The organism is Brenneria rubrifaciens, from assembly GCF_005484945.1.
In the GTDB taxonomy this organism is placed as follows: Bacteria; Pseudomonadota; Gammaproteobacteria; order Enterobacterales; family Enterobacteriaceae; genus Brenneria; species Brenneria rubrifaciens.
Genome location: NZ_CP034035.1, coordinates 3,769,299 through 3,793,945 on the forward strand (window position 1 = coordinate 3,769,299; position 24,647 = coordinate 3,793,945).

Below are 24,647 nucleotides of genomic sequence, written 5' to 3' on the forward strand. Positions count from 1 at the left end.
AGGAGCCAACAGGCTGCTGGTAAAATGCAATAACTTCTGCTGTATTTGATCCGTTTGTAACGGTATCTCCCCGAACCAGTACCCCCTCAGGATTAACGGTAACAGCAACCTCAGATAAAAAACGACCGTTAAAATCGAATAAACCCCGCACATCACTGTATTGTGCCCCGTCGCGGAGAAGCGTCCCGCCACGTTTAAAGCCAGTGATAAAATTCACATCAATTATGTGGCCCTCAACGATGGGCTTTATACCATCCGATCCTTTTTGCAGCCATATTCCTATACCCGTTCCGTCACTCCAGTATCCCCCAGTTATTCTGTTTGACGCTGACGGCCAGGTAATGTTTTTCGGGACATACCCGTTAACCACATTGGTTAAACGTTCAGCGTGAAAATGCGAACCGCCACAGCCTTGCGCGACAACGTTTACCCAGTCGGCTTTATCGCCGCCATTGACATAATCACAGCGAATATCTAAACCAACCATGCCGCCATTACCCCCGACAGAAATCAGAGGCTTGGCATTTTTCCAGTTATCATAATTCGGCCAGGTGTTATGCGCCCGCAGGCTGCGCAAGTGCATTTTAAAACCGTAAGCAAAGTTGGTTATTGTCAGCGATGCCGATATTGCATAATCACCGTGACCAATAATTGCACGTTTAGCCCCACTCGTTTTTAAGTATTCAATGGCGGTCTGTATGGCAATCGTATCATCAGCGACACCATCCCCGATGGCGCCAAACATTTCAGGGGTTAAAAACAATATTGCATCCTGAACCGTTCCACCTTGCGCCAGCCCGATTATCTTCGCGCCATCATTTTCAATTTTCTGTTGTATTACAATAACTGATTCATCTACATAGCGGCGCGTTGCTAACACAACGGACGGATCAATCTTCAGCGTTACTGCATCAGTGCTGCTGACTATTAGAATCATGCGCACGGTCTGAACGCGGCCAGATCCTTCCTGCAATCTTGGCTTGTAGGTTTCCGGGCAATTGGCGATAGCGATTAGGTCGCCTTCATCGTCGTATAGACCGATTTCACGTATCCAGAATCCACCATCAGACTCCGGTATCACCTGCTCCGCAATAATCTGGCTGTCATTGGCGGGATCAATGCTCAACATATTGAGCGCAGCACGGCGCCTTTCATTAATCAATGCGGTTTGCGCAGTGTTTGGGGTTGGTAAAATACCACCGCCATCACCGACCGCCATTTCAGTAATACTTAATTGAGTACCCAGCGCGGCGGCATTTGCCAGCTTTGCGGTGCCGGTGATTGTTAATAATGCAAAGTATGTGCTCATGCGGTTACGCTCATATTGTCGATAATGTGAATGCCTGCCCCGGCTGCGCTGTGTCCGGTAGCGCTGATAACTTCCGGCATGTATGGGTAAACAGTAAGCTCATCACCCAGATAACCCACCGCAGCAGCAGATATCACACCGTTAACGTCAAGGTTGATGGATAGCGCGGTAAGATGCCGGGAACATGGACGGGTTTGGTCTATAAGCCGCTCAATTTCCCAATAAACCTCATTTGTAATACCCTGCTCGTTAACACCGACATCAATCTGAAACGTGCCGGGTTCACCGCCATACTGAAACCACTCAGCAACACGAACGAGATAGCCAAACGGCTCGATTGCACGCCGTATGGCGGCGATAGTTCCCTTTTGACGGTGTACCAGCCATGCCGCCTTAATTACCTGGCGTTTGGTTTGCTCCGACCAGCGTTTGTCCCAGCGATCAACTGACAGCGCCCAGGCCAGATAGGGCAGCAGTTCGAGCGGACATTTATCCGCGTTCCATAACGTATTGAGATCGACTGGCAGACGGCTAAGGCGGCTGGCACCCGTCGCCACATTGCGCATAAAACCGCTGGCAGAAGGCGGCAGCAGGCTATTACTCATCCGTACCCCCGTCTTCTATGGTGAAGGCTTCGCAGTATCCCGCCTGGGTATCGCTGATAACGATATCCGCCACAGGCTCCAGCAGTTCAACACGCTGCACACCCTGCACATGCAGCGCCGCCATGATTGCCGAGCGAACCACATCACGCCCAATTTTCCCTTGCTCACTGATCCACGATTCCAGCGCCTTTTGTGCCGCATTGTGTATCGGCTCTGATTCCGGGCCGGGGTAAAGATAAAGCAGGGCGTTAATCTGATAACTGACGATCTCCGCGCTCTGCACGGTCAATCGGTCACCGACCGGTCGCTTATCCTCGGCAGAAAGTGCCGCTTCAACGGTAGCCAGCAATTCAGTAGATGCGCCGCCGTTCCCCTCGGAAGAAAGCACCGACACAACCACCGCAGCCGGTGACGGGCTGGTCGCTTTAGCGTCTTTGACTTTTCCGTTCGCACTCTTAGCAAAATACTCATATGCCGCCGTTGGCCCGGCCACGCTAAGCCCTTCAAATGCCGCTTGTGCGCGCAGGCGAAACGCCTCATCACTCTCCATGATGGCGTCAGCCGTTTCTGTGTCTTCCGTAATGACTAACCGCTCCGTGTTCAGATTTGCCGCTAGGTTATCCAGATCGCCGGAAACCGCATGACTTAGCATGCAAGCTGCGGCACCGTCATTAATCCGCTGCCGCAACATCAATTCGCGATACGTGATGACCTGCGCTAGTTGGTTTAACGGCTCAGACTCCAACGCAAGCGCGGCAGTCACGGACGCCTGCTGATCGTCGGGGAAGGCGGCGATCATAACTGCTTTTACGTCCAACAAAATCGCTTCAAAATCCAGCGTCTCGATGATCTGCGGCTGGGGTAACTGCGATAAATCAACCGTTGCCACTGTCGCCCCCTTTTATCGTTATTGATCCGCTGCTTAATTCCATCGTTTCAGTAATCAGCCCGGTTAAATTCGCTTCTACTTTGCCGGATGCGGAATAGACAATATCTATCACGTTCAGCGCAATCCTCGGCTCCCAGCGCGTTAACGCAATCACTGTTGCGCTCATCAGTTGCAGGCGTGTTACCTCGTTTTGTGGGGCATCAATCAAATCAGGCACGATCGACCCAAAATCACGGCGCATCACTCTGGAGCCGATCGGCGTAGTCAGTATGTCGCGCGCGGACTGCCACAGATGATCGCTGTCTGTCAGCGTTCCCAGCCCGTCTGGGTTCATGCCCGTATAGCGCGTGCTCATCTTGTGCCCGCCGTCCAACTTGGCCCGCTCTCTACTGCGCCGTGCGCGTGATCGTCAACCTGCACACCGTTTGACTTGAACGCGCCGCTCTGATGATTGACGTCGCCGCGCATTTCTCCGCCCTCGGTGATTGCGAAAGTTTTGGCAATCAGATGATTGGTGCATTCAACGATCGGCGTATCAATCGTGACTCCCACTGACGCGACGATGCGTGCCGTTTTCATTCCGTTGGCTTCAAGCGCGCCGGCGGCAGCGTTATAACGCAACGTTGCGCCGTCCGGGGCTTTGATCACCAATTCGCTGATGCTGCCACCTGGGGCCGGGGTTTCATCGCTGTACAAACTGCCGAGAATAACGGCTGTTTCCGGGTTTCCGCCGATACAGCCGAGCAAAACCTGTTCGCCTACGGACGGCGGGAGCCAGATACTGAAAGCGCCTGCGCGTGTCGTTTGCCAACGCAACCAATCCGTGTTCAATTCCCCCGAATTGACACGGACTCGCCAATCGTCCACGTCTATTTCTGTCACCGTGCCGACCCGCAGCACATTCCCCAGCAACCGGAGTAGTTCAGCAGTCATGACAACCTCATTGATTCAATCATTTTATCTGCAACAATCCGCCGGTCTGATTCGCTCAATCCCAGCAGCACACGGCGCGGGTACGTCACCGACGCATTGCCACCGACCTTATCTTCCAGCCCAAACTGATGTGCACGAGCAATGCGGGCGGATACACCTGAAAAACCCACCGTAGCGCCTGCTGCATCTGCTTTAGTGCGCAGCCATTTGGCTGCTCTGAGACGGCGGAACATCGGATCGGTTTTTGTCGTATCCTTTTTGGTTTGAGCAAAATTAATATTGAGATAGCGCGCTATGTCGGCGCGATAAAATGAGCGTACAGCCCCGCGATCCTCATCGAAACCGGTCAGCATTCGCCCACGTTTCCCACGGGTAGCACGCCAGTTTTTCAGGTGCCGTGTTTCATCGTTCCAGATAAAGCTGATCCCGGTCTGTGAGCGCAGCACCTTGCGGCGGCGCTTCTCATACTTTGAGCCGTCCGGGTTCTGCTGCCCTGCAATGCGTTGCTGCTGGCTACGGCGCAGGGCGATCGCGATTGTCCTGGCTGATGCGCGGCGCCCTTGTACGGATATTCCTGCCAGGATGCCGTTGAATACCTCATCAAGCTGAAGAAACAGCGCATCATTGTTGCTCATGACCGGGCCTCTTGCGCCATTTCACCGTCAAAAACAGCGTCCCATTCGCCGCCGCCCAGACGAGGGCGAGACTCGGCCAGGTGTTCGGCGGTCACCGCGCCGTTCTCGTCGCGCGTGACGATGACTCGCTCCCAGACGGGGATTTTAAATAGCACGTCTGCGGTGTCGTCGCTGGCAATATCCGCATCGAATTCAATCAGTTTGTTCTTATCGGGGTTTAGCAGCAGGTCGGGCTGATTAATGCGCAGCCAGTCCAGAATCGGCAAAGTGAGATCGTCAATATTGCCGGGATAGTCCATTGCAAAAACGCTTATCGGATAGCGGTACATGAAAGAGCTATCATCACCGGCTATTTCAATAGAGCCTTTTTCAACCCAGACGGTTACGCCCTCCGGGTTGGCTTTGCACCAACGGTTTTTTTCTGTCAGCGCTGCGCGCAATGATTCAGCCTTTAGCATGGTTTAACCCTTATTCCCGCTTCTGATTTAATCCTGTCGGCGCATCTGCGCGATCCTGACAGGCGATAGTGAGATCAACCTGATCGGCACAGTCAGCCAGGGCCGCTTCTGTTTCATCAAGCTGGTTATTCAGTTCGCCGTTGGTCTGCGGACTGGATGCCGGAAACCGGCACGGCGTCAGCTTCGGACAACCATTTACGGTAAGCACTACCGCCGGTGAAGCCGGGACGTTGCCGCAGCCTGACAATATCAGCAGGCAAAGGAGTATCAGACCACCGCTTAAGCTCTTGATTATCACGTTTTAACCTCTCAATCAGTTTCTGCCTGTCGGACAATGCCGCGTGATTCTTTGCCGCCAACTCACGCAGCCGCGCCTGTTCTTCATCACTGCGTTTCAACTGGCCGGCCAGCGCGGTAATCTGGCTATTTTTTTCATCCAACGCATTCCGCTGCTGTTTTAGCGTCTCGCTTTGCTGGTTATTCAGTTCTTGCGCATTACTGAGTCTTAGCGATTGCACGCCAAGACCGGACAGCAGCAGCAAGACTGCTACGCCAATAATCAGCGCAGTCTTCATGCGATTTGCCCACCTGCCTGCCGGTAGGCAACCAGCAGGCGATCAAGGTTATGCTCACGCTGTCCATATCCGGCGCCCGGTAACGACGCCCAGATGTTCCGGCACTTCGATACGGCACGGTCAAACCGTCCGGCGATCACATCATTTAGCGCGCCGCGTTCAGTGATCAGTTGTATCGCCAGCCTGTCCTGTGATTCGGGGCTGAAATCCGGTAATGCCAACTGCGCCTTGTATTGCGGCCAGTACCGGTAAAGCTGCTGGTAACGCCCGGCCGCCGTTGATCGCTGCCTCTGTTTGTTGAATACCTTGCCTGGTCGCCCAGATGCAAAAGGGTGATCGCTGTAGTCGGTGAAAACCTCCGGCTTGCCATCCATGCCGGTTACGATCACGTCATAGCCACAATTACGCGTCAGCGGGTGATAGGCCGTGCCTTCCGAAAAGGCCAGCATGTCAAGAAATGCAATAACATTCGGATGGTTAGCCATTTTCGCCCCCGCTTGCCTCATCGTTTTTCTTTCCCAATTGATTGGCACGCCGCCGGATCAGTAACTCAATGGTTTGGTAACCGGCAATCCCCAGCATGGAGCCAATGCCGCATATGGCTGTAAGTGGCAGATTCGGAAACTGAACCAGCACCACACCGGCCACCATTGATACAAACCCGCCCAACAACATGCGCCCGATAAATAATCTCAAGGTGATCGGTTCACCACCGGCTAATACTTTTCCCACTGCTATCAACACACCGATAACAAACAGCGTGACGACGCTTTTTTCCGCTTCATTCACAATTAGCTCCAAAGCTGGATGATTTGCGGCTCTTCGGCCTCAACGCTATCCGGCATTTCGACTGACTGACCCGCAGCCAGAAATAATTGACCACTCAGGCCGGGGTTGGCGGCAATAACCGCCTCGGTTACGCCTTCCGTGCGTCCGTAATGCCGGTAACACAGTTGGTCGACGGTATCGCCCTGTAGCGCTTTCACTTTCACTAAAACGCCTCCGCAAAGTTGCGTACAGCGCCGCGAATGTCTGCTATCGCCCAGCGGGCATCACGCCATAGATCTGCCGCCTGCAAAGTCAGCGCGCTGGCGTGCTTCTCGCCAGCGTCCCCGGTGGTGTCAACATCGCGATAGTTCTCAATAAGCAATGCGCGCGCGATACTGAACACGGCGCGGCGGTAACGGTGTACTTTCACGCTTTCGCCGTTCACCTGCTTTGCCGGTACGTCAGCCAGCGTTGAATAACTGTTGCTTTCCTGGCTAACCTGCCACTTTTCCAACTGGTCGGTGACATGCGCGACCGCTTCAATCACGACGTGTTTTAGCCGGGTAGTGGTCACCGCACCATTGATGCGCATTTCCATACGAGCGGCACTCAATGAAATATCCGGCCAGAACGCGCTAACGCTGACTTTCTCGCCGTTATCATCGATATCAGGCACATCGTCAGCGGCGGCGGTGACGGTGCGTCCGGCAACAAGGCTCATAGCCCAATCTCCTTAAAAGTTGGCGGTGAGCGAGTGGAGAAAAGCGCACGCGATACGTTGCAGATCTCCGCCCGCGCCGCCAGCGCACGGGGCGCAAGTCGTTTATTCGGTTTTTTCGGTCTCTGTTTTCTTAGCCGCGGCCTTGCGGGGCGTTGTTTTCCTGGCTGTCGCCGCCGTTTTGCGGGTTGAGGTCTTATTCGTTGCCATGGCCACCACTGCCGCATTTGACGATGCTTCAGCGTTTCCGTCAGCCGTCACGCCTTCGGTTGCATCCCCGGCACTATTGGCAGCATTACCGGCATCCTCCCCGTTACCCGCGTCAGTTCTACCCTCTGCATCAACGGATTGGCTGGCTTTCTTAACCAGACGCGCCAGGCGTTCGATTTCTTTCTTCACACCCGCGCCCGCATCCAGCTTTAACGCTTCGCGCAGGTATTCCAGCGCCGTCGCCTGGTCTGCCTCAGTTCCGCCACGTAGCGCAAAGGCGCGGGTTTTAAACAGTTTGGCGCGCACCTGATCCGGCATGTCTTTGCTGTCAACAATCTGGGTGACGTCATCCAGCACAGTCAGATAACTGGAAATATCGGCGCTATCGTCGGCTTTCACCTGTACCAGAATCGGATCGCAGATTTCTTCAACCAACACGGTCGGCGCAGTACGGTTAAAGCGGTCTGGCATGGCGAGGCCGTGAGTAACAACATAGCGGCCAATACGCACCGCAAGCGGATAATCAGCGGCATCGATCGCCCACACCATCAGAGTGACAATCACTTCATCCTGTCGCCCGCTGTCGCCTTCAATCGTTCCGTCAATCCAGCCCTCATACTGCGGCAGCAACCGCTGTTTCATGGCAGCTTTCGCCTGGTCGGACTGCACTTTGCGCAATGCACTCTGATCCATGCGCAGCCGGTGCATAATTTGTTCATGTGCGGTGCGGGCGGTGTCCGTCTGCGTTTCCGCGTTGCCGTGGCGCTCGGCCATGACCCTTTGAAAATGTTTTTGTGCCGGTGTCAGCATTATCCTGTCCCCGAATAGCGGCGGGCATGGCCCGCCTGCGTGTCATTAACCGCCGTTTTCTGCCTGCGCAAAGGTGATGCCGTCGATAAATGCCACGGCGCCGTAATCCTCCACGACAAAATCATCGTTAGACGATTGGTAGGTAGCGACGCGGTTATATTCCGGCTCTTCCTTGATGGTGCGGCGCAGCCCGCCGTTCTGGTAATACAGCGACAGGTTTTTAAACGGCGTGATCAGAATGCCGCTGACCGGAAAGTACGGCGCGATAAAGGTCGGCATGTTTCCCACGCGTTCGCGGGCCACAATCAACTGACCGGCCAACATTTCGCTGTTGGGGTTGGTTTGACTCATGGCGTTAATGGTCGGGAAGCTACTGGTTGTCAGTAGATCACCGGCCAGGATCACCACGTTATCCGGGTTACGCTTGTGCCACTCATCCATCAGACTGTTTTTCGCGTCATACACGGCGGCGTCCACGTTGCCATAGGTGCCGGTCGCGATAATGCCGTTGTTCTGGTCGCGCGAAGTGATGGTCACGCCGCTGATAATGCGGTGTGATGCCTCGTTGCGGATTTTTTGCAACCAGCCAATCCCGCAATCCTGCAACAGCGGATTGGCTGTGCGGTCTGACGGATCGGCATAACTGGTGCCGTTAAAGCCGATCATGATGCGGTCAAGCGACATCTGGCGCACCATCGCCGCGCTGATCAGCGGCTGGAAATTAGGCCGATGCGCCCAGGCGTCCAACTGTGCGTATTTAATCGCATAGTCGTAGTTGACCTTACGGCACATATAATCGTAAGGCGTCATGCTGCCGTTGGGGGCGGGGTTGCGGCGCGTGGTTGTGCTGTTGTTCACGCCGGCCAATGGCCCCTTACTGCCGATCAGGATTTTTTCACCAATCTGTTCATTAACGCCGAATACGTTGATTTGTTTCAGGAAAGCATCACTTTCCTGTGCCGCCGCTTCCATCCTTTGCTGTACGCTGGGATCGACGTTGAACCGCGCCGCCACCGAGTTCACGGTGACGCCATTCAGCGACGCCTGTTGGGACACATACTGATCAAACAGTTTGCGAGTGTCATTTCTCATGTCTGGGTTCTCTCGTATTGAATTAGAATTCAGCCAGTTGACCGGCGTCGCCACCGCTGGCAGGCGGGCGGCGGCTGAAATTACCGTCCGTGGTTTCCAGCTTCCGTTGCAGCGCGGTCAGATCAGTGGTCAGCTTTTCGATGGCCTGTTTATTGCTGGCGCATTCCTGCTCTGCGGTACTGAACTGGTCACTTAAATCGGCCTGTGACTGTGCAACCACTTCAACCGCCTGATGCACCTGACTGAATCGCTCATCGTCGGTTTTCTTGCCTTTACCCAGGATGCCCATCACGCGGGAAAACCACTCTTTGCCGGAGTCGGCGCGCGCCTGCTCTGCCTGCACCAAATCAGCTTCAATAGCTGCGGTAAACATGGTTGGTACAGCATCTACCACGTTGAACCGCATAATTTCACTGCGTTTTTCAGCGGCAAATTTCAGCTTGTCAGTTCCCAGGCTGGCCGGTGTATCAGTCATTGCCAGGCCGACCAGATACGGGCCGTTAGTCAGAGAGAATTTGGGGTGAATTTCGACGCTGGAATAAATCTTTTTCCCATCGTCGGTCATGGTTTTCATGCGGTCAGTAGGTTCAATTTCGGCAAACAATGCCGCTTCGCCTGTTAATGGCCCCTCAGCGATATCCTCGGCGGACAGGGCCATCACATCGCCCATTGCACAAAATGTGCTGTCCGGGAATGGCGACAGATAATGCTCAATATTGACGCGAGCGCCATAAACCGCCGGGTTATATGCCGCCGCCATCGCATGAATTTGATCGCGACTGACGCTACGGCCATCAATAGTGGTGCCGGAGGTCATCACGCGGAATTTTTTACGGGTACTCGTTTTGCCTGCCATGTTCGCTTGCTCACGAATTTGTTGAGTTCCCGATGATGATGGCAGGGCGGTAGCTGTCCTCTCAACACCTTGTTGTTGTAGGAGAAATCAGACAACCGTAGCCGCAGGAAAACACCCGCGCGCGCGGGTTAACCTCCCCATCAGTAAATGAGGGGACGGCAATGACGGTTCAGGAAGCATTCATCAGGCAGCGGGCGAGACAGCTTTACTGGCAGGGATACCCCCCGGCGGAGATCTCGCGTCTGATGGGTATCAACCAAAATACGGTCTATGCCTGGAAAAAGCGCGACGAATGGGACGAAACGCCGCCGATTCAACGGATCACCACGTCCATTGATGCGCGACTGGTGCAACTGACCAGCAAGGAAAAAAAGACCGGCGGAGACTTCAAAGAAATCGACCTGCTGACGCGTCAGTTGAAAAAGCTGGATAACGGCACAGCGGCCACTCAACCGAAAAAAAAGATCCGCAAGAAACAGAATTTTTTTTCAGAGGCGCAGATCGCCGCGCTGCGTGAAAACATCCTTAGTTCGCTGCACTGGCATCAGCAGGGCTGGTACGACAATCATCATCACCGTAATCGGGCAATCCTTAAATCTCGTCAGATTGGGGCGACCTGGTATTTCGCCCGCGAAGCGTTATTACGGGCGCTGACAGATGAGGTGAAGTACAAGCATCAGCGCAACCAGATATTTCTGTCGGCCAGCCGTCGCCAGGCGTACCAGTTCCGCAGCTTTATTCGTTCTGCTGCGGAAGAGGTTGACGTTGAGTTGAAAGGCGGCGACATGATCCAACTTGCCAACGGTGGCGAGCTTCATTTTCTCGGCACCTCGGCGGCGACGGCGCAGTCTTACACCGGCAATCTGTATTTTGATGAGTTTTTTTGGGTCGGTCGGTTCGCCAACCTCAAAAAAGTGGCGGGCGCAATGGCAACCCTGAAAGGGTTAACGCGCACCTATTTTTCTACCCCATCTGCTGAAAGTCATGAGGCTTATCCGTTCTGGACAGGGGAAGCCTTCAACAAGGGGCGCACACACGCAAAGCGCGTTGAATTCGATACCTCATGGAAGACGCTCAACAGCGGCCTGATGTGTCCCGACAACATTTGGCGGCAGATTGTCACCCTACAGGACGCCATCGATCACGGCTGGGATCTCACTGACATTGACGAAATCCGCCAGGAGAACAGCCCGGAGGAATACAACAATCTTTACGATTGCCAGTTTATTAAAAACGGCGAATCGGCTTTCGACTACAACATGCTGCTGACCTGCGGCGCTGATGGTTATGACGACTGGCCGGACTGGAAACCGTATGCAATGCGGCCAATGGCCGATCGCCCGATATGGATTGGTTACGATCCCAACGGCGCCAGCGGGAAAGGTGATAGCGGCGCTATTTCAGTCAGTGCGGCGCCGTTGGTCGGCGGAGGCAAATTCCGCACCATTGAAACGTTACGTATCCGGGGCATGGAGTTTGAAGAACAGGCCAACCTGATTATTGGCATGTTGTCACGCTACAACGTTCAGCACATTGGTATTGACGGCAGTGGGATTGGTGAGGCGGTTTACCAACTGATAAAGAAAAGATTCCCGGCGGCAGCCTGCTATCAGTTCTCACCAGCCAGCAAGCGGATGCTGGTATTGAAAATGCAACAGATAGTCCGGGGTGGGCGCTGGGAGTATGACAGGGGAGAATATGACCTGATCACAGCGTTCAGCGCTGTTCGCAAGATTGTTACCCCCGGCGGGGTTATAACGTATGACACCGATCGCACACGAGGCGTTAGCCACGGCGATCTTGCCTGGGCGACCATGCTCGCAATTATTAACGAACCGCTGGGGCAAGACGGCGGCAGCACAATGACGGTTATGGAGTATTAAATTGAGCAGACGAAAATCACCGCGTGCGCGGCGGCAATCCGGGACGGATCTGGCCGCAGAACTACAAAAACTCCCCGGCCTGAACACGTTTACGTTTGACGGCCCCTGGCCGCTCACATCGTCCTATGACTTGTTGGACTCGATGTATTGCGCCGACAATGGCCGGTACTACGAGACGCCGATCAATTGGTACGGTCTGGCGCGACAATTCGGTCATGCCAGTTGGCACCAGTCGGCGCTGATATTCAAGCGCAATGTACTGGCTGGCTGTTTCATTCCTCACAAGCTGCTGTCCCGCCAGATGTTCTCCGCGTTTGCGCTTGACTGGCTGGTTTTCGGCAATGCCTATCTTGAATTACGAAAGAACGTGTTTGGTGGCCCGCTATCATTACGTCATGTCCTGGCAAAATACACCCGGCGCGGTTCCGATCTGGATACCTACTGGTTTATTCAGTCTGGGCTGGATGATTATTCGTTTAAGACCGGTGATGTTTGTCACGTTATCAATCCTGATATTCATCAGGAAATCTACGGGATGCCGGAATATCTGGCGGGGCTGCTGTCCGCCAACCTGTCTCACTCTGCCGATATGTTTCGCAAACTGTACTACGACAATGGCAGTCATGCGGGCTGCATCGTCTACGTTAACAGCGCCATTGCCGATCAGGAAAGCCTGGACAAATTAAAAAAGACGCTGACGGATACGCGACGGGGCGGGGCTTTCAAAAACATTCTGCTACATGCGCCAAATGGTGGTAAAGACTCCGTGCAGATCCTGCCGTTTAGTCAGATATCGGCAAAGGATGAATTCATTGGCGTTAAGTCGGCAACGCGTGATGACATTCTGGCAGCGCATCGTGTGCCGCCTCAACTGATGGGCGCTATACCCGAAGGCAATGGTTCATTTGGTGATATCGAAAAGGCCGCAAAGGTATTCGCCATCAATGAACTTACCCCGGTCATGGAAGCGATGAAGTATGTAAATGAATGGCTGGGCGAGGAAGTGATACGCTTCAACCCTTACGCGCTGCTGGATACCGACAAATAATCATCACGGCCATGCTGCCCGGCGGCGGCGTGGCGATCAGGATAACATAGTCATGGCTGACTATTCCGGCCAACGCCCCGATAACTCCCCAAACATTATGCATCGAGCATAGCCACAACCGATCCATTTACCGCAGCCCATTAACCCCACACCAGACGCGACAGGCGGCACACTGGCGCGTTTTCTCACACCTATCCGATTGACGCACCGATGCGGTGCGCACCTCCCAGCAAGCGATTTAGGAGGCATCAGCCCCCTACCTACCCCCCAAAGCGCGCGCTTGCTCCCCCGCCTCGCCTGCGCGCTAAACATGCCTCTTTTTGTGCAATATATCAGGGTAGAGAAAACCGCGCCGTGACTGGCGCGGGATGGGATTCAATGATGTGAAAAAATTGTGCAAATTTGTGCGGGATTGTGCAGTGCTTTTCAGGCAAAAGAAAACCCGCCGAAGCGGGTCAGTAGCAACATCATCAAAGCGTCATTTGCTCAGGACGGCAGTGATAAAGTTCAGCCAGTTTTTCGCGGGTTTTTTTCTGCGGGCGGGAATCTTTCGCTTCCCACTGTGAAACCGCTGATTGTGTTGTCCCCAGCTTTTCGGCCACATCGTATTGTGATAATCCGCGATGAATGCGCCAGGCAGCAAGCAGGCTAACATCATCACGGAACATGATTTCTACCACGTCATTAGGCACGGTTTCGTTATCGTGCTCATCAGCAACATAAGGAATGTCCTCATAGCCTGAATCGCTATCAGACAACATCTTTTCATACTCTTTGATTGATAATACCACGAACTGTGGTTTACCATTCACGTCATTGATAAATTGTAGTTTTGACATAATTTCATCCGGGTGTCAGTGAGTCGCGGTGTATGTCATAAGGAAACTGGCGGGTTACCCCGCCTGATAATTAGTAAGTTGTTGATGTTCTGCGCTTGACCGCCTGAACTTCACAGACAACTGGCTCACCTTTAATGATTTCAAAAATTACCCTGTAGTCTCCAGTCCGTAGCCTGAATTTACCCGCCTCACCCTTCAGCGTAGTAATATCCAGTTTGACGGCGGGGAAGTTCTCCAGTTCGGCAACTTTCTCACTTATGGTGTCCTGATATCTTCGGTCTATCGTTGAACGTTGTTTCAACGCTTTCCTTGTCCAGATTACCTTTACCATCAGCTTCCTCGGTTTTTTAAAGAGCATATCCGCTTGGGATGAGATAATAATAAGATATTTATCTAATCTTATCAATAATTATCTAATTATTTTGTGCTCTGACATCAACTTCACATAATGCCGTCATCACCGCCAGCCGTTCCGCTGGCATCATAGCCCGGTATTTTGCCGCCCATCGTTCCGCTTTTCGCTTGATACGCTGCCGATCAATGTAATCTTTACCAGCATATTTGGCGCTGTAGGCCGAGCTTTCTGGATAGTTCATCCATAGTTTTTCTGTCCTGGCCCCACCGCGCGTCATCACCTGGAACGTTACCGATCGCCAGCCCTTTAAAAGCTCGTCATAGAGCGCTGACGGATAGCCGGAAATCATTACGCTGTAAGGAACCTGCTGTAGAATAGCGATTAAATCCCGATGATCATCAACAGTGTATTCATGCCGATAGCGGGCGCGGCTGGTTCTGGTCTCCAGCAGATAGGGAGGGTCTGCATAAATCAAAGTACGACCCATTGGTTCGAGGTCGTGGCTTTGCAAAAAATCAATGGCATCCTCATTTATGATTCTTAGCTGCGTATCTAGCCGATCTACAAAATCAGGATTGAACTGGCAAAACGCCTCAACGGTATCCGGATCAATATCAATCCCAATATTTAACCTCGCGGGTGGTTTATTCAACATGATCGCACCGCCGCCCAGATGTGTTTCAACATACACATCATGCGGCGGCATGTTAGCGATAATTTTCTGATACGCTCCGGACGCGGCCTTACTTCCCAAATACCCCATATTTCCCCCTTTCGGTACCACATAGCTGTGTTTATCTGTGCTGCAGCAGTGTCATTTCTGACGGTGATCGATGCCGCTGGCCAACACAGCCATTTACGACTGTGCGGCTAACTCCCGCAGCGCGGCGACACGTTTCAATAACGTCACCGCTTTATCCTGATCCACAGATTCCCGTCCCTTCACCGGCGCGCAGTACAGGCACCCGTCAGCGCGCGCAATGTATGGCCGACCAGCAAAGGTGATCGCATAGCCCATTGCCAGGCGCTGAACTTCCCCGCGGCTGATATCCCAACCCAGCGACCGGGCGAAATCGGTAACGCTGACGCGCCACTCGTCCGACAGTTTGCTAACCGTCTGTTTTTCATTCGCTTTAATGGGCTGAGTTGTGGACGAGTATTTATTTTGTCGCCGATCCGGCGGTTGCGACCTGAGCCGGTTTAGCAATTCGCGCCGTTCCGCGTCCGTCATCTGCTCAAAGTCGATGCTTTCTTGTTCTGATGTGCTGTCAATCTCTCCGTGCGGCGGTTCACAGCTGGCACAGTCACCCCCAGCTATGTCTTCCGGAATGACTGTTTTTTCGCCTACCGTAGAGTTATTGACAGAACTCCAAGCGTCGCCGGAGGGCGACGTAACGGCCAAAACCCTCACGGCGCTGGCATTGGCGCCATCGTCAACGGCCTGTTTTTTTCTGATTTTCCACTTGATTAACCGGGTACAGATACGCGAGAGCGCCCCCAGGCGCGGAGAAAATACCCCGTAGATTTTTTCCGGCGTTTCGCCGTAGGTGTTTTGCTCGTCTGCCTCTTCATAAGCGATGCGTACCGTGTATCGCTCACGCGGGATCAGCACGCCGCCTTGTTTTTCAATATAAGTAGCAAAACATCCGGCATCGGCAGACGCTAACACGGCATCCATTGAGGGATCGGCAAGTTGAGCGGCACCGCGTTTAAATGTTCCGGCTTCTTTCTGCATCGCAGTAAGCTGGTTCGCCAGTCGGCGCAGTTCGCGCCATACCGTGACCGGCGGCAGGCCGAACGGTTGAAACTGGCGAATGTTATTCTGTGACGCCCACGCCATCGCAAACTTAGCCGTCTCGCGCAGGGGCTTTCCGGTTTCGCCATCAAGCTCGCCATCAAGTGCGTAACCATCAATGTTTTTGCTGATGTATTTCGCCACGTATGCCGTAGCGCTGCCTTTTTTCGGATCGAGTCTCTTCGCTTTGAAACGGGCGCCGGTATTGCGGCCCAACTCCGCGCGGTCTTCGGCAATAAAGTATTCACGCAGAATGCAGGTAATTTCTTTTCTGTCTTCTGGCGGCATAAACAGCAAAACATGCCAGTGTGGTGTAGCGTCGTGATGCGGCTCGGCAACACGAAAACCATAGGGCCGCAGGCCGCGACGGTTGAGTGCCGACATAGCCTTAGCCCAAGTTTTGCATAAGTAACGCTGTCCCTGACGAGGGGATGAGGTATCCCACTTGGGATTTTGATGGCCGCTCTGAATTGTGGCGTGATAGCGGGACGGGCAGGTAATAGTAAGAAAAATCCCCTCATCACTACGCGAAATAGCAACCATTTCAACACCCGCCATGCGCGTCATTAGCTCATGCCGACGAATAACCGGATTGCTAATGCTGGCATACACCATATCTTCGAGTGATGCAATGTTGCCATCTTCATCAACCAATTCATGTGCCTTAAAGAAGGCGCGATTTTTGCGGCGCTGCTCTTGCCACTGGTTTAGCGCGTCAATGCTGACATAAGGCATACGCTTTTTATGGATCACGCCAATAGCGCGGAACTGGTTTTCTCTCCATTCACAGCGTAAACGCCATAGCTTACGTCCCCACCATTCAGGGTTAGTAATGCGCAGAATGGCGGAGTAAATACGATTTCGTGATTCGTTATCACCGATAATCACGCCCCAGCATGGCGGAGTAACCCGCAGCGCCAGCATTTCTCGCCCCAGATGCCAAAAAAGCGTCTGTATCTCTTCATTTGTCAGATTTTCCGGCGAAGAATTACCGCATTCGGTTTCAAACATTTCCGCGACGCTGGCGGCGATAGCATGACCGGCGTTAATTACTTCACGCTTGGTGAACTCGGCCAGATGCGCCCAGCGCGCCCGCCAGTAGCTCGCGAGTTCTGACACAAAACCATCGCGCACGCCCTGTTTTGTGCGCACGGCATCCAGACGCAGCAGGGCTTTTTTCACGGTTCCCATGAAAAAGGCGCTGACGTGTCGCGGTTCGCGGTTGGCCCACAGCCATTCTATTTTTTGCCGGTAGGTATCACGGATAAAAAACGGTTGTTCGCGCAACCGGGCTTCCACACCTTCCGGCGTTTCCATCCAGTTTTTTAATGCGGCCTGATGCTCTGCCTGCACCGCTTCAGCGAATCGGCGGCGCATCGTCAGCAATGTTGCATTAGACTCGAAATAGTCCAGCCGCGCGACGGCCTGATCGATATCCAGATCAGAGAAAGCAGCGCGTGATACCAGCCGCTTAAGATGCTCCTCGACGACGGGATGCGGCTCGGTAGTATTTACCGCCAGAGAAGGAAGGGAATCAGCGATCCCCTGATACGCGGAGATCGCGGGGCGCGGCGCGTTCCAGGGGTAGGCCCACTGCTCGGACATTAATTACCCCGCCGAACATCAAGAAATGCCGTTATAAACTCTTTGGCTGCTTCCGCGTTGATCGCGTTTCCATAGGCGCGCAGTCGTCCCACACGGTTGGTAATCCCATGAGCCAGCGGGAATGTGCCGGGTTCAACTGGCCTCCACTTTCCATCCCGGCAGAAGAGCCAATCTGCATCACGCCAAAAACCGTTAACCTGCAAGGCTCCGCTATCGCCGCGAAATCCTGTAAGCGCTGCTGATACTTTTTCCCGCGCTGATCTTTCATGTTCAGTGCGCGGTCTGGCACTCCCGATCTGTCGTTGCTGCCCGATAGCGGGGTAGGCCATCCCGCCAGTTGTGCCGTCACATCCAACCGATCCGTGCTCAACTTTCCGTTTCTCATTCGCCCCCCCAAATACCCGCCTTTGTGATCGGTTGCTGTCGGTGTATTCCACCCCGCTAACTGCGCCACCGTTTGCAGATTCATGCCGCCCATCCTGCCGTTTGTTCCCGCCCCGGTTCCATTGTTCGCTGTTGTAGTCGGCCACCCAAAAAAGACGTTGGCGGATGTGCGGCGCGCCGACGCTCGCAGCGCATAAATCAACCGCTGCGACGGCATAGAACGATGCTTCCATGTCAGTTTGTACAACGTCGAGCCAAGCGAGGCCGTCTTTACTTGCAACCTGTTCTCCAAAGACAACTGTAGGCCGATATTGGTTAATGAGGTGATAGAAAGCGGGCCACAAGTGCCGCTCATCAGCAAACCCGCCTTTCTTGCCTGCCGCGCTGAAAGGTTGGCAAGGGCATGATCCCGTCCAGACGGGTTTATCATCCGGCCATCCCGCGCGGCGCAGGGCGTATGACCACACTCCGATCCCGGCGAAAAAGTGACATTGGGTGTAGTTTCTAAGGTCATCAGGTGTTACATCCTCGATTGAACGCTCGTCAACGTCCCCCGGCGCGATATGGCCGGCGGCAATAAGATTGCGCAGCCATTGGGCTGCAAAGGGATCGATCTCGTTGTAGTAGGCGGTCATTGATCTGCCTCCAGCACGCCAATCAATTCCCCGATCTTTTTCCGTGATGCGGCGGCAGCGCTCAGCGAACGGTTTACGCTGATCTCATGAAACCGGTAGTTCTGGTAAATCTCGCGGGTTGCTGGGGTATCGCTGTTTGAGATAACAACAGCCGCGCCGCGTGACTGGTTCACGTTCAGCAATGCCGCTGCTAATTCGCGGTGATGTTCGCCGGTAAATGCGGCGTGGTGATATTGAGTAAAATTGGCTGTATCGCTGGCCGGCAAATACGGCGGATCGCAATAGATAACGCTATTTTCGTTTATCGTCCTTGCTTTCAGTACTTCCCGAAAATCGGCCCTGACAAAACAGGTTGTGGTGTCGTTTGCCTTCTCTGCGAATAACTTTATTTCGGCTTCCGGGAAGTAAGGCTTTTTATAGTTCCCGAACGGGACATTAAACAAACCGGCACGGTTGTAACGGCAAAGGCCGTTATAGCAGTGGCGATTTAGGTATAGGAATAAAGCGGCCTTTAACATATGTTCATCGTCTGATATGGCGTTGAACGTGTCGCGATTACGGCAAAATTCGATCAGGCTATTGCCGTTTTCGAATAGCTCTTTCGCGATGCGGATAAAAGGTTTGGTGGCATTCTTAGCCATCTGGTACGTATTAATAAGATCGGCGTTGATATCACCCAGTACATAACGGGGATAGTCGGTATTCAGGAATACCGATGCACCGCCGACAAATGGCTCAAACAGGCGATCGCCTTTCGGCAAGTGCGGCAACAAATCAGGAAGGACGCGGGTTTTACCCCCCGCCCATTTGATGAACGGGCGGATCATTTCGGCGCCCTCGCATTGATTACTTGTTCCAAGCGGACAAGCAGCGCTCTCTGCATTTCTGCGGGTGATGATGGTTCGCCAGGCTGATCCAATCCTGCAAAGAAATCCGCAACCTCACTGAATACCAAATCACTTAACGGCTTATGTAGAGTCTTGTCGTACTCCCATTGACCATCATTAGAAATTAGTGCGCCTGCTGAAACCCCCGTTTCTGGATCGCGAAAAACGGCCAGCCCCAGCGGATGCAAAAGCTCTTCATTGATCGTCTGTAACAATCCTCGCGCGCTTATTTCGTTCCAATCAATCCAGTCGTAACCGCCTATTTTTTGCGGGAGCGCCTTTTCATAAGGTAAGTTATTCCAGATGAAAGTAACCAAGCCTGCTTGATTAACTGCGTCATCTAACGCATGGTGTTTGCGCCCATCGAACATGTGGGTGCCGATATTCTTTTCGCGCCCGATATCTTCAATGGCCCTGACATCCCGCTCATTCCAATACTTCCACGGAACATCCGTATCAGTGCACTCAAATGCTAATTTCAGAATGACAAAATCAAAAGACGGGCCTTTCGCCCACACTTTCAGCGTTTCCAATTCATCAGCGTTATCTGTCAGCCAATCACTAAACTGACTAACCGCATCCCAGATCGGCAAGGCATCATCGCTGATTAACTCGGCGCGCGCTTCGGATGGTTGGCGCAACCACCATTTGATAGTGTCGCCATCTGGCACTGCGCCGTTTTTCATATGATTTTCAAAATCAACACGGCAATAGAACTTTTCACCCAGACCATACTCAGCCGGATTAAAGAAAACGGCACCGATAGACGCTATTGGTGCATTGGGCTTCTTACCCACTGTTTCCAGATCGATCATGACATTGTTCATAGCGTTATTTCCTGTGCTGAGTTTTCAAACCGTTCCGACTCTTTACGCAGTATTTCTATGATTTCAGGGGCAGAAAATTCATTTTTCTGAGCATGGATCGACAGCGCAGCAAGGCGCAGCGAAAAGGCCAAATGCTGATCTTGACGTTCTCCCTGTTTTTCTTTTTTCAGCAGTTCAACAAGCGCGTCACTGCCAGCGATTTGCATCTGTTTAATTTCTGCATTTTTCATCGTGATTTCCTTTTTTCAGGTAATAAAAAGCCCGGCGGGTTTACGCCTAAAAAATGGGTTTTTATTACGGTTAAAGAATTAAATGTCTGGGAAATAAACTCACAACTGCCTTAAGTTTATTCATTGCTTTAATCAGCCTTTCTTTCTCGTCAGTTGTCAGTTCATTAAATTTCAAGTGATGCCTTTCTATCTCTATATCCGCTAATTCAAATATCGCTGATAGCACACGCATATTTTTGTGATAATCGTCGTCTATTTTATCCCGCATATCGTCAATAAATCGGCACATGTCTTTTTCGCTATTTGTCTTGAAGTGTTTACCTCTCAGCATTGCTATATGGTTCAGCCCGTCAGTTCTGGCGGCGATACTCAGCGGAACGGCGCGGGCGGCTTCGGTGTTAGCCATGACAGTTACGCCGTAATACCTAGCAACCACGCAAACCAGCGGCGGCGCTTCGGTGTTGGCACGTAAGGTTTTTTACTCGACGGTGCAAAGTAGGCTTGCGTGGGTGTTGGTTGAACACGCCGGCCGTTCGGCAATTCCAACCAGCCTTTATTTTCAGGCTGTGGGGCGGGTGATTGAGATATTAATAAACGCGCGATGCTAATCATTTTTAACCCCACATAATTTATCTATAGTTTTACATGCTTCTGCCAACGCAAAGTCCAACCCGAAATAATTGCATTCTCGCGTGATTTGATAACGCTGACGGTTATATGGTTTTTTACGTGGCAACTTTAAAATAGTGAAACCACGATATAGCGACGTTTTGCTATTTAGCTGAACCAGATTCACGGCGCCTCTCTTATTTATTACAGCCCCAGCCACAATAACCATGCGTCGCGCTGTTCTTTCGGCCGATTCATGAAGGCATCACGCATAGCGCGATTAAACTCTGGGATATATACCCAATTTTCCCCGCGGCGCGGGCTTGGGTTTTCTGGGTTAACCCACGGAATCAGCGGCAACTTGCCGTTATCAACCATGCCCTTTACTGCCGCTTCCGACTTCCCGATCATTTCTGCAAACTTCTGATACGGCACCGCATCAACCGGGTGGCGAATCTCATAAACACCGTCGCTCATTGCTAGACTCCTTTTTTCAATTATTGGAATGTGTGCCGGGATTTTTCACCACGCCCGGCGCGTGGGCTATGCTATTTTTGCTATGCCCGCCTTGTTCTGAGCGGAACCACGGGCAAAACAACCAACCACAAGGAATCAACATGGAATTGAATATTTCTTCCTGTCACCGCGTGTTTGATAAAATCGTCACGCGCGTTGATAACTCTTTAAATATCAAAGATAGCTGTATGAGTGAGGCAAAAAACTACATAACCCATAGAGCGCTAATTATTTTCAAACTTGACGTTCTCCTTATTGAACACAGAGAAAAATTCGATAATGAACGACTCGTTTTATTTGGAAAAAACGCGCTTTATCATTACCTTTTCACTAAAAAGGGTATTCCATTAGAAACAGCGAAGAACATGGGGCTTCATGATTCTTTAATTGTTCTATGGGATGATATTACGGCATACAATTTACCCACGGACGTTGATGAATTTATCCGAAAAAATTTCTATTATGCTAACAACCCTGATTCTCAATCTGTTCCGGATGAAAAGCGTTATTTTCAGGACTCTGAATGGGATCCTGAATTTACCGAAAGATGGCTGAGTTAATATCCTTATCCAGTTTAACTAAGTCTTTTTCAGCCTCTACTGCTTGAGCCCGCAATTTTTCCGGCCTTCCCTCGGAAATCTTGCGGATCTCAATCTTTTTAATCACATCACGCAGGAATCCAATCAATTCATCATCACTCAACCCCGCCCGGAATATTTTCGGTTGTGCTTTATTCTCGCTTCCCATCCGTTCACCCCTTCACTGTGTCGTGATACTCTCACTCGATCGCCAATCGCTTAGGCTTGCTTTCTGTTGCTTGCTTGCGCGGTTGGTATTTCGTGTCTTGAAAGGTACTGAGTTACAAACCTTTTGAGGTGAATATAGTCATTAAGTCAGGAACTTGTCAAATGAAAATTTCACAAAAACTAAGGGCGATCAGGAAAGCTGAGGGTCTGACTCAGGCTAAATTCTGTGAAATCAGCGGAATAGCATTGGGAACAGTAAAAAATTATGAAGGAGGGCACCAAGAGCCGGGGATCCAAGTAGTGCTACAAGTGACCAACACCAAACTATTCGAGAAGTACACCCTCTGGCTAATGACGGATAAGACAGCGCCAGAGGCTGGTCAAATTGCACCGGCCCTCGCACACATTGGGCCAGAAGAAACAATCTCACCGCGCTCAGGCCAAAAAGCTGGATAAGTCTCTATGTTGCTTACATTTGCAGGCATCAGCGTTTTAAACAGTGTTATACATCGAAATCCATATCTGTAGTTGATATCACTCTCATCATGAGGGCTTCGTAATGGCAATTAAGAAGCTCGATGATGGTCGATATGAAGTGGACATACGCCCGATCGGAATGCAAGGAAAACGCACCCGGCGGAAATTTGAGAAAAAGACAGAGGCGATAGCCTTTGAGCGCTATACGCTATCCAGAGCAGACAAAAAGCAATGGCAGCACGGCTATGGCGTTGAGCGTCGCCAGCTCAGCGAGCTGGTCGAATTATGGTGGCTTTATCACGGCCAGACGTTGAAAAATGGCATGATTGAAAAGCGACACCTGAAGCGCACAACCGGACAGATGGGCGACCCGGAGATCTGCCGGATAAATAAACGCGCGATACTGGAATTTCGTACACTGCGGCTTACTGGCGGCATTAACCCGTCAACTATTAACCGCGACATGTACCGGCTTTCCGGCATGTTTTCAGCGTTGATTAAGCTGGAAGTCTACGCGGGTGATAATCCACTAAAAGGCTTGCCGCCGCTAACCGAAAAACCGGCATCGGTCACATTCCTGACGGAAGCGGAGATCGCGCGGTTGCTGGCCGTGCTGGAAGACGACTCGTACAGGCTGGCGGTGTTATGCCTGAGCACCGGGGCAAGATGGGGAGAGGCCAGCGCATTGCGCGCCGATCAGGTGATAAACTGCCGGGTTACGTTTACGGAAACAAAGAACGGCAAAAATAGAACCATCCCCATTTCGGAAGAAGTGGAACGGGCTATCAAAACCCGCGAAACCGGCAGGCTGTTTAAGGTGGACTATTCGGCGTTCTGCGAACAAATCAGAGCGGTGAAACCGGATATACCGAAAGGCCAGGCATCACACATATTGCGGCATACGTTCGCCAGTCATTTTGTGATGAATGGAGGAAGCCTGGTTGCGCTACAGCAGATTTTAGGTCATGCCAGCATCCAGCAGACCATGACTTACGCGCACCTGGCACCGGACTATCTGGAAAACGCTATTACGCTCAACCCGTTGCGGGGGAAAATATCCGTTTATCAGTGACCACTCAGTGACCACATTTGCCAAAAACGACCGGTTTTTGACCACTTTCTAACCGTTTATAGTTGCTTGTAATCGCTTAATAAGCGGTTGTTTTAAGACGATTTTCCAGAAAAACCGCAAAAAAAAGCCCTCCATCATGGAGGGCGAAAAGACAGGGATGGTGTCTATGGCAAGGAAAAAAGGTGCGTACTCACTACTCACTACACGTCACTACTCGAACGACTACTCTACACTGCTACTCAGGGTTAACTGTGGTGCCTGACGATGGCATCGGCATCTGATTTAACATCGAGATTTGCCGCTCCATTTGTTGCATTCGTTGCTGATGTTTCTGCTCCAGAATACTTTTCTGTTCTGGCGTCAACAGGTTGTACATTTGATTGCGCACGCGCGTCATTTGCACCTGACGTTCAATCTGTACTTCCATCATCTTAGTAATCTGCTGGCGAACCGCAGCTTCATCAAAGGTGCTGTTCGTCACCAGGTTATGCATGGTTTCAACATCTTTCACATTAAACGCCGGAATCTCCTGACGCCCTTGATACATCAAATCGCGCATTTGTTGCCGCTGTTGCTCGGTTAATTTCACGCCATCAAACATCGCCTGCTGATCGTGTATCCTTCTCATGGAAGGGTCATCCTGATGCCAGTTATTCACAGACGCACTCCCAAGCTCTGCCGCAAACGCAGTGAAAGCACTCAGCATCAGCAGTGAAGCGAGAGATAACGTTGTGACTTGTTGCATCTATAATCTCCTTTTTAGTTCGCTGTTCTGTGAATCAATGCGTATCAGTCTAATTGTCTTGCTGCAAACATGCGTCAGAGGATGTAAAACTACGTAAAGTCATGGAATGCCACGAATCTATGACGTATTTTGCCCC

The 24,647-nt window shown here is 52.0% G+C and carries 33 protein-coding genes and 3 pseudogenes; 5 read left to right on the forward strand and 31 right to left on the reverse strand.

All coding sequences use genetic code 11. The annotated features are described in order from the left end of the window. Nucleotides 1–832: 832 nt before the first annotated feature. The 16 genes and pseudogenes from EH207_RS16805 to EH207_RS16880 form a co-directional block, all read right to left on the reverse strand. Nucleotides 833–1,309 (reverse strand): annotated as a pseudogene (locus EH207_RS16805) (phage tail protein); the annotation flags it as partial. After that, the gene (locus EH207_RS16810) at nt 1,306–1,914 is read right to left on the reverse strand and encodes a phage tail protein I (RefSeq protein WP_137715008.1); all 609 of its coding nucleotides are present in this window, start codon (nt 1,912–1,914) and stop codon (nt 1,306–1,308) included. The gene EH207_RS16810 and the pseudogene EH207_RS16805, both read right to left, overlap by 4 nt. Continuing rightward, nucleotides 1,907–2,803, reverse strand: coding sequence for a baseplate assembly protein (locus EH207_RS16815; RefSeq protein WP_137715009.1), 897 nt, complete (start codon nt 2,801–2,803; stop codon nt 1,907–1,909). The genes EH207_RS16810 and EH207_RS16815 overlap by 8 nt, the downstream gene beginning before the upstream one ends. Then, nucleotides 2,790–3,158 carry a GPW/gp25 family protein gene (locus tag EH207_RS16820; protein ID WP_137715010.1) on the reverse strand — a complete coding sequence of 123 codons (369 nt, stop codon included), beginning with the start codon at nt 3,156–3,158 and terminating at the stop codon, nt 2,790–2,792. The genes EH207_RS16815 and EH207_RS16820 overlap by 14 nt, the downstream gene beginning before the upstream one ends. Continuing rightward, entirely contained in the window at nt 3,155–3,736 is a 582-nt protein-coding gene (locus tag EH207_RS16825) for a phage baseplate assembly protein V (RefSeq protein WP_137715011.1), read from the reverse strand. The genes EH207_RS16820 and EH207_RS16825 overlap by 4 nt, the downstream gene beginning before the upstream one ends. Further along, the gene (locus EH207_RS16830) at nt 3,733–4,371 is read right to left on the reverse strand and encodes a phage virion morphogenesis protein (RefSeq protein ID WP_137715012.1); all 639 of its coding nucleotides are present in this window, start codon (nt 4,369–4,371) and stop codon (nt 3,733–3,735) included. Before EH207_RS16830 ends, EH207_RS16825 begins: the two co-directional genes overlap by 4 nt. Then, nucleotides 4,368–4,829, reverse strand: coding sequence for a phage tail protein (locus EH207_RS16835; protein WP_137715013.1), 462 nt, complete (start codon nt 4,827–4,829; stop codon nt 4,368–4,370). Before EH207_RS16835 ends, EH207_RS16830 begins: the two co-directional genes overlap by 4 nt. A 10-nt stretch (nt 4,830–4,839) precedes the next feature. Further along, the gene (gene lysC, locus EH207_RS18265) at nt 4,840–5,127 is read right to left on the reverse strand and encodes an Rz1-like lysis system protein LysC (RefSeq protein WP_217496106.1); all 288 of its coding nucleotides are present in this window, start codon (nt 5,125–5,127) and stop codon (nt 4,840–4,842) included. Continuing rightward, nucleotides 5,048–5,404: pseudogene (gene lysB, locus EH207_RS18470) on the reverse strand (Rz-like lysis system protein LysB); the annotation flags it as partial. The gene lysC and the pseudogene lysB, both read right to left, overlap by 80 nt. After that, nucleotides 5,401–5,889 (reverse strand): glycoside hydrolase family 24 protein, encoded by a 489-nt coding sequence (locus EH207_RS16850; RefSeq protein ID WP_137715016.1) that lies wholly within the window; start codon nt 5,887–5,889, stop codon nt 5,401–5,403. The gene EH207_RS16850 and the pseudogene lysB, both read right to left, overlap by 4 nt. After that, nucleotides 5,882–6,193 (reverse strand): phage holin family protein, encoded by a 312-nt coding sequence (locus EH207_RS16855; RefSeq protein WP_121575103.1) that lies wholly within the window; start codon nt 6,191–6,193, stop codon nt 5,882–5,884. The genes EH207_RS16850 and EH207_RS16855 overlap by 8 nt, the downstream gene beginning before the upstream one ends. Before the next feature lie 2 nt (nt 6,194–6,195). Beyond that, on the reverse strand, nt 6,196–6,396 hold the full coding sequence (locus EH207_RS16860) for a tail protein X (protein ID WP_137715017.1): 201 nt from the start codon (nt 6,394–6,396) through the stop codon (nt 6,196–6,198). Beyond that, the gene (locus EH207_RS16865) at nt 6,396–6,893 is read right to left on the reverse strand and encodes a head completion/stabilization protein (protein ID WP_137715018.1); all 498 of its coding nucleotides are present in this window, start codon (nt 6,891–6,893) and stop codon (nt 6,396–6,398) included. Before EH207_RS16865 ends, EH207_RS16860 begins: the two co-directional genes overlap by 1 nt. A gap of 102 nt (nt 6,894–6,995) precedes the next feature. Beyond that, nucleotides 6,996–7,910, reverse strand: a complete 915-nt coding sequence (gpM, locus tag EH207_RS16870) for a phage terminase small subunit (RefSeq protein WP_137715019.1) — start codon at nt 7,908–7,910, stop codon at nt 6,996–6,998. Nucleotides 7,911–7,955: 45 nt separating this feature from the next. Then, a complete protein-coding gene (locus tag EH207_RS16875) occupies nt 7,956–9,002 on the reverse strand; it encodes a phage major capsid protein, P2 family (protein WP_137715020.1) in 1,047 nt (348 codons plus the stop codon). 22 nt (nt 9,003–9,024) lie between these two features. Then, entirely contained in the window at nt 9,025–9,858 is an 834-nt protein-coding gene (locus EH207_RS16880; RefSeq protein WP_137715021.1) for a GPO family capsid scaffolding protein, read from the reverse strand. A 161-nt stretch (nt 9,859–10,019) separates the two neighbouring features. Between EH207_RS16880 and EH207_RS16885 the strand changes: the two genes are divergently transcribed. Further along, nucleotides 10,020–11,741, forward strand: a complete 1,722-nt coding sequence (locus EH207_RS16885; protein WP_137715022.1) for a terminase large subunit domain-containing protein — start codon at nt 10,020–10,022, stop codon at nt 11,739–11,741. Nucleotide 11,742: 1 nt separating this feature from the next. Next, complete coding sequence (locus tag EH207_RS16890; protein WP_137715023.1) at nt 11,743–12,789, forward strand: phage portal protein; 1,047 nt, start codon at nt 11,743–11,745, stop codon at nt 12,787–12,789. A 470-nt stretch (nt 12,790–13,259) separates the two neighbouring features. Here EH207_RS16890 and EH207_RS16895 read toward each other — a convergent pair whose 3' ends face one another. The 13 genes and pseudogenes from EH207_RS16895 to EH207_RS16950 form a co-directional block, all read right to left on the reverse strand. After that, nucleotides 13,260–13,628: a helix-turn-helix domain-containing protein gene (locus EH207_RS16895; protein WP_137715024.1), complete on the reverse strand. Its 369-nt coding sequence runs from the start codon at nt 13,626–13,628 to the stop codon at nt 13,260–13,262. Nucleotides 13,629–13,698: 70 nt separating this feature from the next. After that, nucleotides 13,699–13,959, reverse strand: coding sequence for a type II toxin-antitoxin system RelE family toxin (locus tag EH207_RS16900; RefSeq protein ID WP_137715025.1), 261 nt, complete (start codon nt 13,957–13,959; stop codon nt 13,699–13,701). Between the two features lie 82 nt (nt 13,960–14,041). After that, nucleotides 14,042–14,746, reverse strand: coding sequence for a DNA adenine methylase (locus tag EH207_RS16905; protein ID WP_137715026.1), 705 nt, complete (start codon nt 14,744–14,746; stop codon nt 14,042–14,044). A 93-nt stretch (nt 14,747–14,839) separates the two neighbouring features. Next, nucleotides 14,840–17,383, reverse strand: coding sequence for a replication endonuclease (locus EH207_RS16910; protein WP_137715027.1), 2,544 nt, complete (start codon nt 17,381–17,383; stop codon nt 14,840–14,842). Then, nucleotides 17,383–18,402, reverse strand: a complete 1,020-nt coding sequence (locus EH207_RS16915) for a DNA cytosine methyltransferase (protein WP_137715028.1) — start codon at nt 18,400–18,402, stop codon at nt 17,383–17,385. The genes EH207_RS16910 and EH207_RS16915 overlap by 1 nt, the downstream gene beginning before the upstream one ends. Further along, on the reverse strand, nt 18,399–19,229 hold the full coding sequence (locus EH207_RS16920) for a DNA adenine methylase (protein ID WP_137715029.1): 831 nt from the start codon (nt 19,227–19,229) through the stop codon (nt 18,399–18,401). The genes EH207_RS16915 and EH207_RS16920 overlap by 4 nt, the downstream gene beginning before the upstream one ends. Further along, complete coding sequence (locus EH207_RS18650; RefSeq protein WP_425456731.1) at nt 19,226–19,606, reverse strand: DUF7415 domain-containing protein; 381 nt, start codon at nt 19,604–19,606, stop codon at nt 19,226–19,228. Before EH207_RS18650 ends, EH207_RS16920 begins: the two co-directional genes overlap by 4 nt. Further along, nucleotides 19,580–20,116: pseudogene (locus EH207_RS18475) on the reverse strand (3'-5' exonuclease); the annotation flags it as partial. The pseudogene EH207_RS18475 and the gene EH207_RS18650, both read right to left, overlap by 27 nt. Further along, nucleotides 20,113–20,346 (reverse strand): DUF2732 family protein, encoded by a 234-nt coding sequence (locus tag EH207_RS16930; protein ID WP_137715031.1) that lies wholly within the window; start codon nt 20,344–20,346, stop codon nt 20,113–20,115. The pseudogene EH207_RS18475 and the gene EH207_RS16930, both read right to left, overlap by 4 nt. Nucleotides 20,347–20,416: 70 nt before the next feature. Continuing rightward, a complete protein-coding gene (locus tag EH207_RS16935) occupies nt 20,417–20,752 on the reverse strand; it encodes a DUF5347 family protein (protein WP_137715032.1) in 336 nt (111 codons plus the stop codon). A gap of 5 nt (nt 20,753–20,757) precedes the next feature. Beyond that, the gene (locus tag EH207_RS16940) at nt 20,758–20,958 is read right to left on the reverse strand and encodes a phage filamentation protein Fil family protein (RefSeq protein ID WP_137715033.1); all 201 of its coding nucleotides are present in this window, start codon (nt 20,956–20,958) and stop codon (nt 20,758–20,760) included. Then, complete coding sequence (locus EH207_RS18480) at nt 20,951–21,184, reverse strand: DUF4761 domain-containing protein (protein ID WP_137715034.1); 234 nt, start codon at nt 21,182–21,184, stop codon at nt 20,951–20,953. Before EH207_RS18480 ends, EH207_RS16940 begins: the two co-directional genes overlap by 8 nt. Then, nucleotides 21,160–21,432, reverse strand: coding sequence for a Cox family DNA-binding protein (locus EH207_RS16950; protein ID WP_137715035.1), 273 nt, complete (start codon nt 21,430–21,432; stop codon nt 21,160–21,162). Before EH207_RS16950 ends, EH207_RS18480 begins: the two co-directional genes overlap by 25 nt. A 140-nt stretch (nt 21,433–21,572) precedes the next feature. On the opposite strand from EH207_RS16950, the gene EH207_RS16955 reads away from it, so the two are divergent. Next, nucleotides 21,573–22,031, forward strand: a complete 459-nt coding sequence (locus EH207_RS16955; RefSeq protein WP_175413705.1) for an ECs1072 family phage-associated protein — start codon at nt 21,573–21,575, stop codon at nt 22,029–22,031. Here EH207_RS16955 and EH207_RS16960 read toward each other — a convergent pair. Further along, nucleotides 22,009–22,218 (reverse strand): hypothetical protein, encoded by a 210-nt coding sequence (locus tag EH207_RS16960; RefSeq protein WP_137715037.1) that lies wholly within the window; start codon nt 22,216–22,218, stop codon nt 22,009–22,011. The two genes, EH207_RS16955 and EH207_RS16960, sit on opposite strands and share 23 nt — an antisense overlap. Before the next feature lie 161 nt (nt 22,219–22,379). Here EH207_RS16960 and EH207_RS16965 point away from each other — a divergent pair, with 161 nt between their 5' ends. Both EH207_RS16965 and EH207_RS16970 read left to right on the forward strand, forming a co-directional pair. Beyond that, nucleotides 22,380–22,673: a helix-turn-helix domain-containing protein gene (locus EH207_RS16965; protein ID WP_137715038.1), complete on the forward strand. Its 294-nt coding sequence runs from the start codon at nt 22,380–22,382 to the stop codon at nt 22,671–22,673. Between the two features lie 103 nt (nt 22,674–22,776). Continuing rightward, complete coding sequence (locus tag EH207_RS16970; protein ID WP_137715039.1) at nt 22,777–23,766, forward strand: phage integrase; 990 nt, start codon at nt 22,777–22,779, stop codon at nt 23,764–23,766. 235 nt (nt 23,767–24,001) lie between these two features. On the opposite strand, the gene cpxP is transcribed toward EH207_RS16970, so the two are convergent. After that, nucleotides 24,002–24,511, reverse strand: coding sequence for a cell-envelope stress modulator CpxP (gene cpxP / locus EH207_RS16975; protein ID WP_137715040.1), 510 nt, complete (start codon nt 24,509–24,511; stop codon nt 24,002–24,004). Nucleotides 24,512–24,647 lie beyond the last annotated feature (136 nt).

Coding starts and splice junctions, on each gene's coding strand:
- EH207_RS16875 (WP_137715020.1), bottom strand. CDS start 9,002: ATGAGAAATGACACTCGCAAACTGTTTGATCAGTATGTGTCCCAACAG.
- EH207_RS16930 (WP_137715031.1), bottom strand. CDS start 20,346: ATGAAAAATGCAGAAATTAAACAGATGCAAATCGCTGGCAGTGACGCG.
- EH207_RS16835 (WP_137715013.1), bottom strand. CDS start 4,829: ATGCTAAAGGCTGAATCATTGCGCGCAGCGCTGACAGAAAAAAACCGT.
- cpxP (WP_137715040.1), bottom strand. CDS start 24,511: ATGCAACAAGTCACAACGTTATCTCTCGCTTCACTGCTGATGCTGAGT.
- EH207_RS16865 (WP_137715018.1), bottom strand. CDS start 6,893: ATGAGCCTTGTTGCCGGACGCACCGTCACCGCCGCCGCTGACGATGTG.
- EH207_RS16960 (WP_137715037.1), bottom strand. CDS start 22,218: ATGGGAAGCGAGAATAAAGCACAACCGAAAATATTCCGGGCGGGGTTG.
- EH207_RS16885 (WP_137715022.1), top strand. CDS start 10,020: ATGACGGTTCAGGAAGCATTCATCAGGCAGCGGGCGAGACAGCTTTAC.
- EH207_RS16950 (WP_137715035.1), bottom strand. CDS start 21,432: ATGAGCGACGGTGTTTATGAGATTCGCCACCCGGTTGATGCGGTGCCG.
- EH207_RS16905 (WP_137715026.1), bottom strand. CDS start 14,746: ATGGGGTATTTGGGAAGTAAGGCCGCGTCCGGAGCGTATCAGAAAATT.
- EH207_RS16900 (WP_137715025.1), bottom strand. CDS start 13,959: ATGGTAAAGGTAATCTGGACAAGGAAAGCGTTGAAACAACGTTCAACG.
- EH207_RS16965 (WP_137715038.1), top strand. CDS start 22,380: ATGAAAATTTCACAAAAACTAAGGGCGATCAGGAAAGCTGAGGGTCTG.
- EH207_RS16935 (WP_137715032.1), bottom strand. CDS start 20,752: ATGGCTAACACCGAAGCCGCCCGCGCCGTTCCGCTGAGTATCGCCGCC.
- EH207_RS16880 (WP_137715021.1), bottom strand. CDS start 9,858: ATGGCAGGCAAAACGAGTACCCGTAAAAAATTCCGCGTGATGACCTCC.
- EH207_RS16910 (WP_137715027.1), bottom strand. CDS start 17,383: ATGTCCGAGCAGTGGGCCTACCCCTGGAACGCGCCGCGCCCCGCGATC.
- gpM (WP_137715019.1), bottom strand. CDS start 7,910: ATGCTGACACCGGCACAAAAACATTTTCAAAGGGTCATGGCCGAGCGC.
- EH207_RS16920 (WP_137715029.1), bottom strand. CDS start 19,229: ATGATCCGCCCGTTCATCAAATGGGCGGGGGGTAAAACCCGCGTCCTT.
- EH207_RS16820 (WP_137715010.1), bottom strand. CDS start 3,158: ATGAGCACGCGCTATACGGGCATGAACCCAGACGGGCTGGGAACGCTG.
- EH207_RS16895 (WP_137715024.1), bottom strand. CDS start 13,628: ATGTCAAAACTACAATTTATCAATGACGTGAATGGTAAACCACAGTTC.
- EH207_RS16830 (WP_137715012.1), bottom strand. CDS start 4,371: ATGAGCAACAATGATGCGCTGTTTCTTCAGCTTGATGAGGTATTCAAC.
- EH207_RS16810 (WP_137715008.1), bottom strand. CDS start 1,914: ATGAGTAATAGCCTGCTGCCGCCTTCTGCCAGCGGTTTTATGCGCAAT.
- EH207_RS16955 (WP_175413705.1), top strand. CDS start 21,573: ATGGAATTGAATATTTCTTCCTGTCACCGCGTGTTTGATAAAATCGTC.
- EH207_RS16970 (WP_137715039.1), top strand. CDS start 22,777: ATGGCAATTAAGAAGCTCGATGATGGTCGATATGAAGTGGACATACGC.
- EH207_RS16940 (WP_137715033.1), bottom strand. CDS start 20,958: ATGATTAGCATCGCGCGTTTATTAATATCTCAATCACCCGCCCCACAG.
- EH207_RS16850 (WP_137715016.1), bottom strand. CDS start 5,889: ATGGCTAACCATCCGAATGTTATTGCATTTCTTGACATGCTGGCCTTT.
- EH207_RS16825 (WP_137715011.1), bottom strand. CDS start 3,736: ATGACTGCTGAACTACTCCGGTTGCTGGGGAATGTGCTGCGGGTCGGC.
- EH207_RS16915 (WP_137715028.1), bottom strand. CDS start 18,402: ATGACCGCCTACTACAACGAGATCGATCCCTTTGCAGCCCAATGGCTG.
- EH207_RS18480 (WP_137715034.1), bottom strand. CDS start 21,184: ATGGTTATTGTGGCTGGGGCTGTAATAAATAAGAGAGGCGCCGTGAAT.